The following is a 14,279-nucleotide window of genomic DNA, read 5'->3' as shown; positions in this document are numbered from 1 at the left end:
GCGAACCAAATGAACTTTCTGGATGTTGAAGGGGTTGTTTCTATGTCTCTGGGCAAACTGGCAAACTGCTCGCGGTGTGATGCTTTATTTGTACAAACAGTCCGTGACATTTGCCCCAAATGCTATCAACAAGTGGAGCAGGAATATGAAAAATGCGCCCGGTTTCTGCGCAAGCGCGAGAATCGCGGAGCTAATATTCATCAGGTGAGCGAAGCTACTGGTGTGAGCGTGAAGCAAATTACGAAGTTTATCAAGGAAGGGCGCATTTCTGTAGAAGGCAACCCGGAACTTGGTTACCCATGCGAAATTTGTGGAATTTTGATCCGTACCGGAAACATGTGCGACTCGTGCATGAAAGACTTGAAACACGAGATTTCGCAGCAGCTTGAAGTGGATCGGCGCCTTGCAGAAGATGCTCGCGCACGTCAGGCGGAAGCAGCCGCTTATCGAAGAAGGAAGAATACTGACGAATAGTTTTGCGCAAAAAAACTAATCGTCAATCAGGAAATTGCCGATGATACTACTAAGAGGTATCATCGGTTTTTCTTTTGATAAAGGGACGTGTTCCCATGAAAATGTCCGGTGGATTGAGAGGATGGTAATCAGATGCGGATTAATGAACCGAACCGTGTCGGGATGATCAACGCCTACAACAAGACGAGCAACAACCAGGTAGGCAAAAGTGGGAAAATCCCGATGGGCAAGGATGAAGTAAACATTTCTACGGAAGCGTTGGAAATGCAGCGCCAGGTGGAAGACACGAACGCGCCACAGCGTCGTGAAAAGGTGGAGCAATTGAAGAAGCAAGTGGAGGAAGGCACGTATCGTGTCTCCAGCGAGCGAATTGCAGAGAAGCTCCTGTCCTTTTGGAAAAAGCTATAAACCAGTTCTCTAGGGAAGACGAGGAGAAGCGCGAACATGGATAGACTCTACGATCTGCTCGACAACTTGATCCGGTTGCACAAAGCCTTGTACACTTTGGCCGCACACAAAAAAGACGTGCTGGTAAAAGGAGATGTCGATGAGCTGGTGGCGATTACCCGCCAGGAACAAAAGCTGATCAAGGGCGTCACTGCTGCTGAAGCAGCCCGCCAAACCTTGGTGCAAGAACTGACCGAAAAGAAAGGCTTTGCGCTTCAGGAAGGCACACTGGCTGAATTGATCAAGTTGACGACCAGTGCGGAAGAGAAGACGCGGCTTGCATCCTATCGAGACGAGCTTGTCCGGATTGTCGCCGAACTGCGTGAGGCAAACGAGCTGAATCAGCAGTTGCTGGAGCAATCCCTTTCTTTTGTAAACATGACACTCGACCTGATCACGGACACGCCGGAGGACGACTTCATTTACGGCAATCCGAGCACGGACACCTACCGTCAGGCGAGCCGAACTTTTTTCAATAAAAAAGCGTAAAGAGGTGCTGACATGCGCTCGACTTTTCACGGAATTGAAGTAAGCAAACGCGGCCTGTTCGCACAGCAGTCTGCGCTGAATACGACGGGGCATAACATTGCGAATGCGAATACGGAAGGATACAGCCGTCAGCGGGTCAACATGCAGGCTACTACCGGGTTGCCTTATGTGGGAATGCAGGCAAATATCGAGCCAGGTTTGCTTGGTACGGGTGTGCAAGCAGACAGTATTCAGCGGCTGAGAGAAGAGTTTCTGGATATCCAATACCGAAATGAGCATAAGCGGCAGGGGTATTGGGACGGCCGCTTGGAAACGCTTGAAAAGCTGGAAGGGATAATGAACGAACCTTCTGATACTGGGCTGCAAAAAGTCATGGACCAGATGTGGCAAGCTTGGCAGGACTTGGCTAAAGATCCGACAGATACATCAGCGCGCGCTGTTGTTCGCGAACGGAGCAAGGCGGTCGCAGATACATTTAACACATTGACGAACCATATCAAAGAAGTGCAACTTGATCTAGACAATGTAGTGAATGTGAAGGCGATGGAAATCAACTCTTTGGGACAGCAAATAGCCAGCTTGAACAATCAGATTTCCAATATCGTGCCGCATGGCTACCAGCCAAACGATTTGTATGATCAACGTGATGTTCTCTTGGATAAGCTCTCTAAGCTGGTAGATATCCGAGTGACGCAAACCACTGCAGGTATGGTGAACGTAACGATTGAAGGACGCGAATTTGTTAACGGCATTGCTGCCCAACCAGTGGCTACCCAGCAGAATGTCGCTACAGGTTTGAGCGACCTTACGCTGGGGGGAGCAGCTTTCGTTCCGACATCCGGTTACATGGCAGGTACTCTTCAGTCCCGTGATCAAATCGTTCCTAATATGTTAAAACGTCTTGATGTATTGGCAGTGAATTTGACCAAAGAAATTAACGATTTGCATCGAGCTGGCCGAAGTTTAAACGACATCAACAACGGTACAGCACAAGACATGCCCTTCTTCTTAGATGCTAATTCTTTGGCTGCCGATCCTGCGACGAAAGACTATCCAAAAGGTGCTTCGACTCTAGTCATTAATCCGGAGATTATGAAAAGTTTGGATGCAATCGCTGCGGCAAAACCGGAAGCAGTCTCTACACCGGTTGGCAACAACGAAAACGCGCTGGCAATTGCTTCGATCAAGTTCAAGGTCCTGGCTGCCGGAACAGGTCCAAACGATCTGGCTGAAAGCTCAACCCTCGATAACTACTATCGTTATACGATCAGCCAATTGGGTGTGGATTCACAAGAAGCTACCCGTAATCAGTTGAACTCGGAAATGCTGGTCGGAACTGTAGACAGCCAGCGGCAATCCGTATCAGGAGTATCCATCGACGATGAAATGGCTGAAATGGTGAAATACCAGCATGCGTACAGCGCATCTGCGCGTGTCATGACAAGCATGGACGAAATTTTGGACAAAGTCATCAATGGCATGGGCCGAGTCGGCCTCTAGTTAGGAGGAATTAGATCATGGCGGTACGTGTAACGCAGAACATGTTGAATAGCAATATGCTGCGGAATCTGCATAATTCCATGCGCAGCATGGACAAGCTACAGCAACAGCTGTCGTCGGGGAGCAAAATTGCCAAACCATCCGATGACCCGGTAGTGGCAGCACGCGGGATGTTTTATCGTTCCTCATTGATGGAGAATGATCAGTATAAGCGGAACGTGGATGAAGCGAAGTCCTGGATGGATATGACGGATACCACTATGGACGAGATGGGCAACATCATGAAACGGGTGAAGGAATTGCTGGTTTACTCGGGAGATGGGGCAGTCTCTCCTGATGACTTGCGGGCAATGGCTTCAGAAGTAGAAGAGTTAAAGAAGCATATGGGAACCCTTGCGAACCAACAAATTAACGGGAAGTATATTTTTGGGGGAACGGACACGAATAAGCCTCCTTATGATGCAACAGCTAAAGCAGGGGCAGGGGACTTTGTAAGCACAAATAACTCTCCTATCAATTTGGAAGTAAGCCAAAATGTGTTTGTGACCTCTAATATTAACGCACAAAACATTTTTAACTACCCAGACAATGCTAACAACATGTTCACTGTTTTAAACAATATTATTACTGAGTTGAAAAGCGGGAACACTGCTACGCAATATCAGACAGCAATGAGCGAGCAATACGATAAGTTGCTGGCAGAACGTGCTTCACTGGGAGCAAATGTGAATAGGGTTGAGCTGATCGCAGAACGCCTTAATTCACAAGAAGTAAGCATTACCGGATTGATGTCAAAGAACGAAGATGCTGATATGGCCAAAGTTATGACTGATCTGAAAACACAGGAAAGCGTGCATTCCGCTGCCCTAGGATCAGGTGCACGGATTATTCAGCCAACGCTGCTGGACTTCTTGCGGTAGACAATAGAAGGGAGGGAGCCAAATGCAAATCCCGCAACTTCAGATGCAAAGCACTTTTGCTCAACTAGGTCTTAACATCAAAAAGCCAGTTCAAGAAATTAAACAGCCGCAAGCGGAACTGAACTTGAAGCAAGTACCCGCTACTTTAAATATAGAACAGGCACGTACGGTCTTACAGATCGATTCCAGTCAAGCTAGAGAGAATATTGGAATTATGACTTCGGTGCAATTTACCGACAGTTTAGCAGCTTATGGCAAGCAAAAAGCTCTCCAAGCCATAGCTGAAAAGAGTCAGGAAGGCGATCGGCTAATGAGAATTTATACGAAAGAAAATGTCATTGCCGCGCTTGGAAGAGAAAAAGGGCTGCGAGTTCTGGAGGGAGGCTATACCCCTCCGTCAACTTCTTTGGATGAAGGAGTAGAAATTAGCATTCAGTTAAAGCCTGTCCAAATTCAAGTACAGCGAAATGGGATGAGCATAAATCCCGAGACTCGCGCGCCAGAATTGTCATATGTGCCCGGCAAAGTGGAGCCGTATATGATACAATACAATAGCTTGAAAATTGATGTAGTAGGTAGTCAACTGGATCAAATGATGTGAGCGGGGGGAAATCATGAGCACAAGCCAGCAAGCAGAATTGGGCAACCTATTTTTTGAGGATGGCATCCCGGGATTCTCCCATTTGCAGTTTTTTCAGTTGATGCAGGAAGAAGAGAGTCCCTTTTTTTTGATTCAGTCAATTGAAGAAAAGGATGTAGGCTTTTGGGTCATTGACCCGTTCTCCTTTTTCCAAGAGTATAAGTTTGAATTGCCCGTTGTAGCAAAAGAGGCGCTGCGGGTGGAAGACCAATCGCAAATGGTGATATTCTCGATCGTCACGATTCGTGGAAATGATCAGATCACAGTAAACTTGAAGGCTCCTATCGTAGTCAATCTGTCCAATCGGATGGCCAGACAGATTATCTTGCAGGATGATACATACTCCATTCGCCAGCCGTTGTTCAAACAACCTGCTGTCGATCGAAAGTAGGTGGTGTTGACATGCTGGTCCTTTCACGCAAGAAAAAGGAATCGATCATGATAGGAGACACCATTGAAATTAAAATTATCTCCGTAGAGGGAGATCAGGTGCGAATCGGCATCGAGGCACCGCGAAATTTGGATGTGTATCGAAAAGAGATTTTTGATGCGATTCAGGAAGAAAATCGTTTGGCGACCCAGCGTCAGGGAGATTGGAAGGCATTAAAGCAATTACTTAAACTGAACGTTGAATCGGAGGATGGTCACTAGACCATCTTTTTTTGTTTTTTGGAGAAAAAAGCAGAAAAAATACTAAACACTTAAATCCTGGGAGCCGATAATACTAGTGTAGGGACAAAGTCACAAGCGCGCGATTGTGGTTCGTCTCAAATATATGTAGCAGTCACAGGGACGTGACTGTCGACAATTCAAGGAGGAACTTTACATGATTATCCAACACAATATGTCCGCTCAAAATACTCATCGCCAACTGGGTGTTAACGGTGCAAACCTGGCGAAAAACGTTGAGAAGCTGTCTTCCGGCTACCGCATCAACCGTGCTGCTGACGACGCTGCTGGTCTCTCTATTTCCGAGCGTATGCGCGCACAAATCCGTGGTATGGAACAAGCTTCCCGCAACTCTCAAGATGGTATCTCCCTGATCCAAACTGCTGAGGGTGCACTGCAAACTGTAAACAACATGCTGGTTCGTATTAAAGAATTGGCAACTCAATCTGCAAACGGAACTTACGATGACACAAATGACCGTGCTCGTCTGCAAGAAGAGTTGACTGAGCTGACTAGCGAAATCAACAACATCAAAGACAACACCAAATTCAACGGAATCAAATTGCTGGATGGCAGCACTGCATCCGTAAACATCCAAATCGGTCAAGAAGCTGCACAAAAATTGACTTTGGATAGCAGCAAATTCTCTATCGGTGTTGTTTACTCAGCAGTAGCCGCTTGGAGCCTTGGTAGTGCTACTGGTGCATCTACAGTTCTGGGTAGCATTGACGATGTAATCAACCTGGTATCCAAAGCTCGTTCTTACCTGGGTGCAAACCAAAACCGTTTGGAAAACACTATCAACAACCTGAACATCACTTCTGAGAACCTGACTGCTGCTGAATCCCGTATCCGCGATGTTGATATGGCGAAAGAGCAAATGCAGTTCACTAAAAACAACATCTTGAGCCAAGCTTCTCAAGCAATGTTGGCTCAGGCTAACCAATTGCCACAAGGTGTTCTCCAATTGCTCCGTTAATTTTCTCTTAAACAGGCATGGATTTCTGTTTCGACAGAAGTCCATGTTTTTTTTATCCAAATTTATCCGGTAATTGTAAAGGGAAAATTAGCCGATAAATTAAGTAGACGTTTTTAACAGGAGGATCTGGATTATGCAAGTTATCATTGGTGACAATACATTTCAATTTGAGAATTCAAAGCAAGGAATTGCCTCTTTGTTAAATCAAATCGAAGCAATTAAAACGGAGAGCAACCTGATTTTTAACCATGTAACTGTTGACGGTACAGATATTTACGACAATATTGAAGAGTATCTGTTTGCTAATTTCAATAGTATTCATGCCATAACCGTTCACCTGTTTACAAAAGAAATGCTCAAAAATGATATTATAAATTCTATTCATGAGTATGTAGTTCGAGCGATGCCTGAGATTGAAAAGCTGAGCAACGACATGTATACAGGACTATCTACTGAACTATGGGGACGATTTGGCCAATTGGTAGAAGGGATTCAATGGTTAAGCCAAACGGGCTCCTTTTTTAGTGATGAAGCTGGCTTTCAGGAAGGGGCAGTAGTAGACCATTCCCTGTTTATCTTTGACAGAGAAATGGAGCAGTTTGAGGAAGCGCTGGAGCAACAGGACAATGTATTGCTGGCTGATATTATGCAATATGAAGTGATTCCACGATTTGAGAAGATAGCAGAGCATCTCCATGATTTTGTAAACAAAGAGGTAACAACAAATGATCTCAATTGAAAATATTACGCGAATAAAGAAGCGATTCCCGAAGGCTTGGGAGACTGTTAAGGAAAGCGGAGAGCAACTGTATCACGATAAGGTGCGAATTGAGAGCGCTAAAAGTGGTCTTCCAACTTTAAAGGTGAGCAACGAGTCTGGATGGGGATATCTTCACAGTAAATACGATCCCGTAGCAGAAGCGGAAAGGATTATCGAGAATCAAACGGGAATAGGCGCAAACAAACATGTGTTTTTCTACGGTGTAGGGCTGGGCTACCATGTTGAAGCGTTTGTGAAAAAATTTCCTGATGTGTCTTTTAGCATATATGAGCCGAAAGTGGAGATTTTCAATCAATATTTGTCTGTAAAATCATTCGAAAATATTGATACAAAATTTCTAGAAACCGTCTATGTAGTAAACGATCCAAATGAGAACAAGTCAAACCTGACTCATTTTGTTAGGTCTGTAGATAAAGAAGTGCTAATTATTGTACTTCCGAGTTATGAACGGGTGTTTTCTGAGGAAGTAAAGTTATTTACGGCTCAATTCCTTGATACGGTATTTCTTCAAAAAATGACGATTCAAGCTTCGCTTGATTTTTCTAAACTTATGACCGTCAATAGTATCATAAACTTGCCAAAGGTAAGCGAAACTGCAAATATTTTGCATATTAAAAACAAAGAGCAAATTTTTGGCGGAAAACCGGCGATTCTTGTGGCAGCTGGCCCTTCATTGGATGACGAAATTGAAAATATTCGCCAGATCAAAGAGAATGGACTAGCATATGTATTCTCTGTAGGCTCCGCCATTAATTCATTATTAAAGCACGAAATATACCCTGATGCAGCATTTACCTATGATGGTAGTCGTGAGAATAAACAAGTCTTCTCTAAGATTATTGACGAGAAGATTCAGGGTATTCCCTTAGTGTATGGCAGCACCGTAGGTTTCGAGACTATTCAGGATTATCCAGGTCAGATGCTACATTTTTTGGTTTCTAGGGATCCAATAACCCCTTACTATTTATCGAGAAGAGATGGCATTGCTAATGAGATGGTACAAGGACATAAAACCATTTCAACTGTAACGCTGGAGGTTTTATACAAATTAGGCTTCAACCCAATTGTGATGGTTGGCCAAAACTTCGCTTATGGCAAGGTAAGAGGCTATGCATCAGGGATCGACTATGTAGGAGAAATCACTGACAGCCAGTTGAAGAGTTCGATTAAAATCAAGGATGTTGAAGGTAATGACGTTCTGACGAATCCGGGCTGGAAAACAATGAAGAGCGAAATGGAAGAAGCTCTCCAATCGCTTTACAATGTTGAAGTTATTAATACTACCAAGCATGGAGCAAACATCGAAGGGGCCCGCTATATTCCATTAGAGCAAGTCATGAAGGAGAAACTTACGGAAGCTCGGATCGTTACGGATGAGTGGTTAAAACCGGAATGGGAAGAGTATGATTATGAATTAATGCATAAAAGAATGGATGACATCTCTACGAGCATTGAAGATTTACAGAAGATATTCAAAACATTTCAGGATATTTTAAGTGAAATGGAACAATCTGTGAAAAGAATGAACTTTAAGCAACTGGAAAAATGCTATATTAAATTTGACAAGGCATTTGATCGCTTGCAATCAAATAAATTTTACAGATTGTTTATTCAACCTATGAATGGAATTAAATTTGAACTGCTCATGAGAATGTTTGGAGAGGTGCGTTTTGAAACGAACACGACTATGAAGGCAAATCGAGTCATGAAAGAGTTTCAAAGCTATCTGGATTGTTGCAACGACGATATACAGGTAGTGGTACCTTTACTGCGAACTATGCATGATCAAATAGCGCCTTCAACTCATGCTAGATAGAAGAGCAGAAGCGGGAGAAGATACTATGAAGCTTAAAGGAAAGAGAATTCTGGTTACAGGTGCTGATGGATTCATCGGTTCACATTTGACAGAGGAATTAATCCGGCAAGGGCATGATGTCAAAGCATTTGTATACTATAATTCGTTTAATTCATGGGGATGGCTGGATCGTTCCCCAAAAGAAATTTTGAATCAGCTTGAAGTCTTTTCAGGAGACATACGTGACCCTTATGGGGTAAAAAAAGCGATGGAGGATTGCCAAGTTGTCCTCCATTTGGCAGCGCTTATTGCCATACCGTATTCTTATCACTCGCCTGACACGTATGTAGACACGAATATTAAAGGAACTCTCAATATATTGCAGGCAGCAAAAGAATTAGGCATTGAGAAGGTAGTTCACACCTCTACCAGTGAAGTTTACGGAACGGCTCAATTTGTGCCCATTACAGAAGGGCATCCTTTGCAGGGACAGTCACCTTATTCGGCCAGTAAAATTGGGGCAGATCAAATGGCTATCGCGTACTATAACTCGTTTGGATTGCCTGTATCAATTATAAGGCCCTTTAACACATACGGTCCTAGACAATCAGCACGAGCGGTAATTCCCACGATTATCACGCAAATTGCCAACGGGCATAAATCTATTCGATTAGGTTCTCTTCATCCAACTCGCGATTTTAATTATGTGGAAGACACAGTTCGAGGGTTCTTGGCGGTAGCTAAATCAGATAGATCAATTGGCGAAGTTATTAATATTGGAAGTAACTACGAGGTATCGATCGGACAGACTGTAGAGATGATTGCCGAACTAATGGGGAGTCAAATAGAAGTATTTTCTGATGATCAACGAATACGCCCTGTAAAGAGTGAGGTAGAACGACTTTGGGCAGACAACACGAAAGCGAGAGAATTAATAGGTTGGGAGCCGAAGTATGCTGGTATGGAAGGGTTCAGGAGAGGTTTATCTCAAACGATTGAATGGTTTTGCAATCCCGATAACCTAAAACAATACAAAGCAGGTTTATATAATCTATGAAAAACTATGTAGATATCCAAACGCTGATTAAAAAACTTAAAAGTGTAGTGAATGCGGATAATGAGTTCATTGCACTGCATGAGCCGTCTTTTCAGGGGAATGAATGGGCATATGTGAAGGAGTGCCTTGATACAGGATGGGTATCTTCTGTAGGAAAATACGTAGACCAATTTGAAGGTATGTTGCGGGACTACACTGGAGTTAAACACGCGGTAGCTGTAGTGAATGGAACGGCTGCATTACATATAAGTCTAATTCTGGCAGGAGTAAAACAAGGCGATGAAGTCCTAGTTCCTACTTTAACCTTTATTGCAACTGCAAATGCCGTATCTTATTGTGGTGCAACTCCTCACTTTGTCGATAGCTCCGAACAAACACTTGGAATGGATCCGATTAAGTTACAGCAATACTTACATGAGATTGCAGTAGTGCGTGATGGCTATTGTTATAACAAGTTTTCTGGTCGACGAATTAAAGCTGCTATTCCCATGCACACATTTGGCCATCCAGTAGATTTGGATCCCTTGTACGAAGTTTGCGAACGATATCATATTGATTTGATAGAAGATGCAGCTGAATCGCTTGGATCATATTATAAAGGTAAACATACAGGAAACTGGGGAAAATTGTCGACTCTTAGTTTTAATGGCAATAAGATTGTAACTACGGGTGGTGGTGGAGCAATCTTAACAAATGATGATGAATTAGCAAGATTAGCTAAGCACATAACTACCACTGCAAAAGTTAAACACGCGTGGGCATTTTTACACGATCAAGTAGGATATAATTATCGCCTACCTAACATTAATGCAGCACTAGGCTGTGCTCAATTGGAAAAATTGCCAGAATTTCTTCGGAGCAAACGTTCTTTGACAGCCAAATATCAGACAGCGTTATCCACAACCGAAGGTGTAAAACTTTTTCTTGAACCATCTTTTGCTGATAGTAATTATTGGTTGCAAACGCTCGTTCTTGAGGGAGAATATATGGATGCTCGAGATGATATTTTAAACTTGACGAATGAACAGGGGTTTATGACGAGACCCGCGTGGACTTTAATGCATAAGTTAGCAATGTATGAGAATTGTCCTCAAATGGATTTGTCTGTCGCTGAAGGTTTAGAAAGGAAAATAATAAACATACCAAGTAGTCCATTCCTTGGGGGAAACCATGAATAAACGAAAAATTTGCGTCGTGACGGGAACACGTGCAGAGTATGGCCTTTTATATTGGCTGATGAAAGAAATTGAAGATGACGAAAGTTTTGAGTTGCAAGTTGCAGTTACAGGAATGCATCTGTCCCCAGAATTTGGGCTAACATATAAAATGATTGAACAAGACGGTTTTAAAATTGATGAGAAAATAGAAATGTTGCTTTCTAGCGACACACCAGTTGGCATAGCGACATCATTGGGATTAGGAACTATCGGCTTCGCTTCAGCTTTCGAGCGGCTTAAGCCGGATATTCTGGTCGTTTTGGGAGATCGATTTGAGACAATGGCAGCAGCACAAGCTGCTATGATTGCTAGGATTCCTATTGCTCATTTATATGGTGGCGAAGTTACTGAAGGAGCTATAGATGAGGCAATTCGACATTCAATTACAAAGATGGCTCATTATCATTTTGTTTCAACTGATTCCTACCGCCGAAGAGTAATTCAATTAGGAGAACATCCAGACCGTGTCTTTAATGTAGGGGCAATTGGATTAGAGAATATTTGTCGAATGCAACTACTTACTAAAACAGAATTTGAGGAGAGTATTGACTTCTCTTTAGGAGAAGTAAATTTTCTTGTTACATATCATCCTGTAACTTTAGATAGAATTGGCCCAAAAGAGACGATGATGGAACTATTTGCTGCTCTTGATTATTTTCCGGATGCAAAAATCATATTTACAAAACCCAATTCTGATACAGATGGACGAATTATATCTCAGATGATAGACGAGTATGTTTCCAAAAACCCAAGCAGAAGTATTGCCTTTACTTCGTTAGGGCAGTTGCGTTACTTAAGTGCCATTCAACATGTAGATCTCGTGCTTGGAAACTCTTCAAGCGGAATTATTGAAGTTCCTTCCTTTAAAAAGCCAACGATTAATTTAGGAAATCGTCAAAGGGGACGTTTGCGAACGGACTCTATCATTGATTGTGAAGAGCAGAGGAGTTCAATAATAAACGCAATTCAATTGGGTATTTCAAAAGAGTTCCAAAGAAAATTGCAGACATTTCGATCGCCTTATGGCGAAGGGGATGTTTCGTTGAAAATAATAGAGATTTTAAGAAAAGTAGATTATAAGGATTCTTTAATGAAATCATTTTTTGATCTCAAGTAGAATTATTGCAGCATTTTTTGTGGACATTGGTCTGATCTTAACTTGAAGACGGCAGTGGGGTGTGTAAGGCGCCGAAAGCAATTATGTTATTAAAGGAGGTTCGATTCGTAATGGATAAAACTTTTATTATTGCTGAGGCTGGAGTGAACCACAATGGCTCTATTGAAATTGCCAAAAGGCTGATAGATATCGCCGCCGAAGCAGGAGCAGATGCTGTTAAATTCCAGACGTTTAAAGCAAATAAAGTAATAAGTAAATTTGCTGAGAAAGCGGATTATCAAAAGCAAACAACGGGTTCTAACGAATCCCAACTTGAGATGGTACGCAAACTAGAGCTTGATACAGAGGCTCATTACGAGCTTAGAGAATACTGCATTCAACAAAATATCAAATTTTTATCTACACCTTTCGATCTGGACAGCGCTGATTTTTTGATTAACCAAATGAAAGTAGAATTGATAAAAATTCCATCGGGTGAGATCACAAATGCACCTCTCTTGCTGAGAATTGCACAATCTGGATTACCTGTAATCCTATCTTCAGGAATGGCTACATTGGCCGAAATTGAGCAGGCTCTTGGTGTTCTGGCTTTTGGATATACTGCGGTTGATGCAAAGCCGTCTAGAAAAATGTTTCAAGATGCATTTTACAGCAAAGAAGGACGAGCGACTCTTCAAGCTAAAGTATCTTTACTACACTGCACCACTGAATATCCAACCCCATATAATGATGTCAATCTTAGGGCTATTGACACAATGGCTCAAGCGTTTGGGCTTAGTGTTGGTTTATCTGACCATACGGAAGGGATAGCGGTTCCTATAGCGGCAGTTGCTCGTGGTGCAAAGATAATTGAAAAGCATTTTACATTGGACAAAACCTTGCCAGGTCCAGATCACAAAGCGTCGTTAGATCCGAAGGAATTAAAAGATATGGTGAGCTCTATTCGACAGGTGGAAATGGCTCTCGGTTCTCCCATCAAAACACCAGCCCCATCAGAGCTGAAAAATCAGGATATTGCTAGGAAGAGCTTGGTGGCATCTACCCATATTGCCGCAGGAGAAATTTTTACTGTTGAAAACTTAACAAGCAAGCGCCCAGGTACTGGTATTTCCCCCATGTATTTTTGGGATGTGTTAGGTACAGTAGCCGATAAAGATTACCAAGAAGATGAGGTTATTACTTATTATGCAAGTCGAGTATGAAAAAGCGAAAGCCGTTTTTAATAGGATAGAAAGTTATCGGAAATGTCCCTCGCAGGATCCAAATTATGTTGTAATAGATGCAAATCGTGAAAAAGATTTGGTACCTACTTTTTTTGTATATGAAGACGGGGGAGAAATTTACTACCACTCATTTCATGTATCTCCCATTCCTAATTCTCTTTATTACGATGTACAGACACCGTATGGCTATGGTGGCCCAATCTCTACCACTGAAGATCCTCTTTTTTTAAAGCGTGCATGGAACGCCTATTCTGATTGGAGTCGCGAGAAGAAAATAGTTGTTGAGTTTGTGAGATTTCATCCTATTTTGGAGAACTGGCGTTTCTACCAAGGTGAAGTCTTCTATGACAGGGACACTGTCTGGATAGATCTAACAACTGAAAATCTCATGAATGAATATCAAACTCGTGCCAAAAGAAAGGTTCGGAAAGCAATAAAGAATGATCTAGTTGTACAATGGGTTACTTACGAAGAGTTTTTTAATCATTTTCCTAAGGTGTACGATGAGGTAATGAATAGTTTGCAAGCAGATTCTTTTTATTATTTTTCTGATGCTTATTATAAGGCTTGGCAAACTGAAAAAAATGTACATTTTGCCTTGTGTAAGCATGAGGAAGAAGTAGTGGCAACTGTATTTTTCTACCATAACGGTAGTACTATGGAATATCATTTATCTGCTGCAACGGATCTGGGAAAAGAGTTGGCTGCAACATCCTTGGTCATTCACGAGGCGGCATTGCTTGGGAAACAATTGGGGTATAAACAATTGCATTTGGGCGGTGGAACTAACAGTCATACTGACAATCCATTATTCTTCTTCAAATCGGGCTTTTCAAATCGAAGAGGAAATTTCAAGATCGGGAAAGTAATCCATCTCCAAGCAATATATGACCAGATGAAAGATGAGTGGTTGGAAAAAAATGGTGAAATAACGAACCGTGTTTTGTTTTACAGATCGTAACAGGGGGAAT

General features: G+C 42.5%; 16 protein-coding genes. All 16 read left to right on the top strand.

What is annotated here, in order from left to right:
* Positions 1-42: 42 nt before the first annotated feature.
* The 16 genes from HP435_RS26105 (at position 43) to HP435_RS26030 (ending at position 14,269) form a co-directional block, all read left to right on the top strand.
* Complete coding sequence (locus HP435_RS26105; protein ID WP_122962640.1) at positions 43-474, top strand: TIGR03826 family flagellar region protein; 432 nt, start codon at positions 43-45, stop codon at positions 472-474.
* Positions 475-606: 132 nt separating this feature from the next.
* Positions 607-882: a flagellar biosynthesis anti-sigma factor FlgM gene (gene flgM / locus HP435_RS26100; protein WP_063230724.1), complete on the top strand. Its 276-nt coding sequence runs from the start codon at positions 607-609 to the stop codon at positions 880-882.
* A 36-nt stretch (positions 883-918) separates the two neighbouring features.
* On the top strand, positions 919-1,410 hold the full coding sequence (locus HP435_RS26095; protein ID WP_063230725.1) for a flagellar protein FlgN: 492 nt from the start codon (positions 919-921) through the stop codon (positions 1,408-1,410).
* A gap of 12 nt (positions 1,411-1,422) precedes the next feature.
* Positions 1,423-2,910, top strand: coding sequence for a flagellar hook-associated protein FlgK (gene flgK / locus HP435_RS26090; RefSeq protein ID WP_173599011.1), 1,488 nt, complete (start codon positions 1,423-1,425; stop codon positions 2,908-2,910).
* Between the two features lie 17 nt (positions 2,911-2,927).
* On the top strand, positions 2,928-3,830 hold the full coding sequence (gene flgL / locus HP435_RS26085) for a flagellar hook-associated protein FlgL (protein WP_063230727.1): 903 nt from the start codon (positions 2,928-2,930) through the stop codon (positions 3,828-3,830).
* 22 nt (positions 3,831-3,852) lie between these two features.
* Positions 3,853-4,431 (top strand): DUF6470 family protein, encoded by a 579-nt coding sequence (locus tag HP435_RS26080; RefSeq protein ID WP_063230728.1) that lies wholly within the window; start codon positions 3,853-3,855, stop codon positions 4,429-4,431.
* A gap of 13 nt (positions 4,432-4,444) precedes the next feature.
* Entirely contained in the window at positions 4,445-4,861 is a 417-nt protein-coding gene (fliW, locus tag HP435_RS26075; RefSeq protein ID WP_173599010.1) for a flagellar assembly protein FliW, read from the top strand.
* Between the two features lie 11 nt (positions 4,862-4,872).
* Positions 4,873-5,121: a carbon storage regulator CsrA gene (csrA, locus tag HP435_RS26070; RefSeq protein ID WP_173599009.1), complete on the top strand. Its 249-nt coding sequence runs from the start codon at positions 4,873-4,875 to the stop codon at positions 5,119-5,121.
* A 175-nt stretch (positions 5,122-5,296) separates the two neighbouring features.
* Positions 5,297-6,118, top strand: coding sequence for a flagellin N-terminal helical domain-containing protein (locus tag HP435_RS26065; RefSeq protein ID WP_173599008.1), 822 nt, complete (start codon positions 5,297-5,299; stop codon positions 6,116-6,118).
* A 133-nt stretch (positions 6,119-6,251) separates the two neighbouring features.
* A complete protein-coding gene (locus HP435_RS26060; RefSeq protein WP_173599007.1) occupies positions 6,252-6,857 on the top strand; it encodes a DUF8042 domain-containing protein in 606 nt (201 codons plus the stop codon).
* Positions 6,844-8,715 carry a motility associated factor glycosyltransferase family protein gene (locus HP435_RS26055; RefSeq protein ID WP_173599006.1) on the top strand — a complete coding sequence of 624 codons (1,872 nt, stop codon included), beginning with the start codon at positions 6,844-6,846 and terminating at the stop codon, positions 8,713-8,715. The genes HP435_RS26060 and HP435_RS26055 overlap by 14 nt, the downstream gene beginning before the upstream one ends.
* 25 nt (positions 8,716-8,740) lie before the next feature.
* Complete coding sequence (locus HP435_RS26050; protein ID WP_173599005.1) at positions 8,741-9,751, top strand: NAD-dependent 4,6-dehydratase LegB; 1,011 nt, start codon at positions 8,741-8,743, stop codon at positions 9,749-9,751.
* Positions 9,748-10,929 carry a LegC family aminotransferase gene (locus HP435_RS26045; RefSeq protein ID WP_173599004.1) on the top strand — a complete coding sequence of 394 codons (1,182 nt, stop codon included), beginning with the start codon at positions 9,748-9,750 and terminating at the stop codon, positions 10,927-10,929. Before HP435_RS26050 ends, HP435_RS26045 begins: the two co-directional genes overlap by 4 nt.
* Positions 10,922-12,085: a UDP-N-acetylglucosamine 2-epimerase gene (gene neuC, locus HP435_RS26040; RefSeq protein ID WP_173599003.1), complete on the top strand. Its 1,164-nt coding sequence runs from the start codon at positions 10,922-10,924 to the stop codon at positions 12,083-12,085. The genes HP435_RS26045 and neuC overlap by 8 nt, the downstream gene beginning before the upstream one ends.
* Before the next feature lie 110 nt (positions 12,086-12,195).
* The gene (gene neuB, locus HP435_RS26035; RefSeq protein ID WP_173599002.1) at positions 12,196-13,287 is read left to right on the top strand and encodes an N-acetylneuraminate synthase; all 1,092 of its coding nucleotides are present in this window, start codon (positions 12,196-12,198) and stop codon (positions 13,285-13,287) included.
* Positions 13,271-14,269 carry a GNAT family N-acetyltransferase gene (locus HP435_RS26030; protein WP_173599001.1) on the top strand — a complete coding sequence of 333 codons (999 nt, stop codon included), beginning with the start codon at positions 13,271-13,273 and terminating at the stop codon, positions 14,267-14,269. The genes neuB and HP435_RS26030 overlap by 17 nt, the downstream gene beginning before the upstream one ends.
* The last annotated feature ends 10 nt before the right edge of the window (positions 14,270-14,279 follow it).

Origin of the sequence: Brevibacillus sp. HD3.3A (genome assembly GCF_013284375.2) — a bacterium.
Taxonomy (GTDB): Bacteria; Bacillota; Bacilli; order Brevibacillales; family Brevibacillaceae; genus Brevibacillus; species Brevibacillus parabrevis.
Note: the sequence above shows the minus strand (reverse complement) of the source record. Positions and strands in the feature narration are given on the sequence as shown.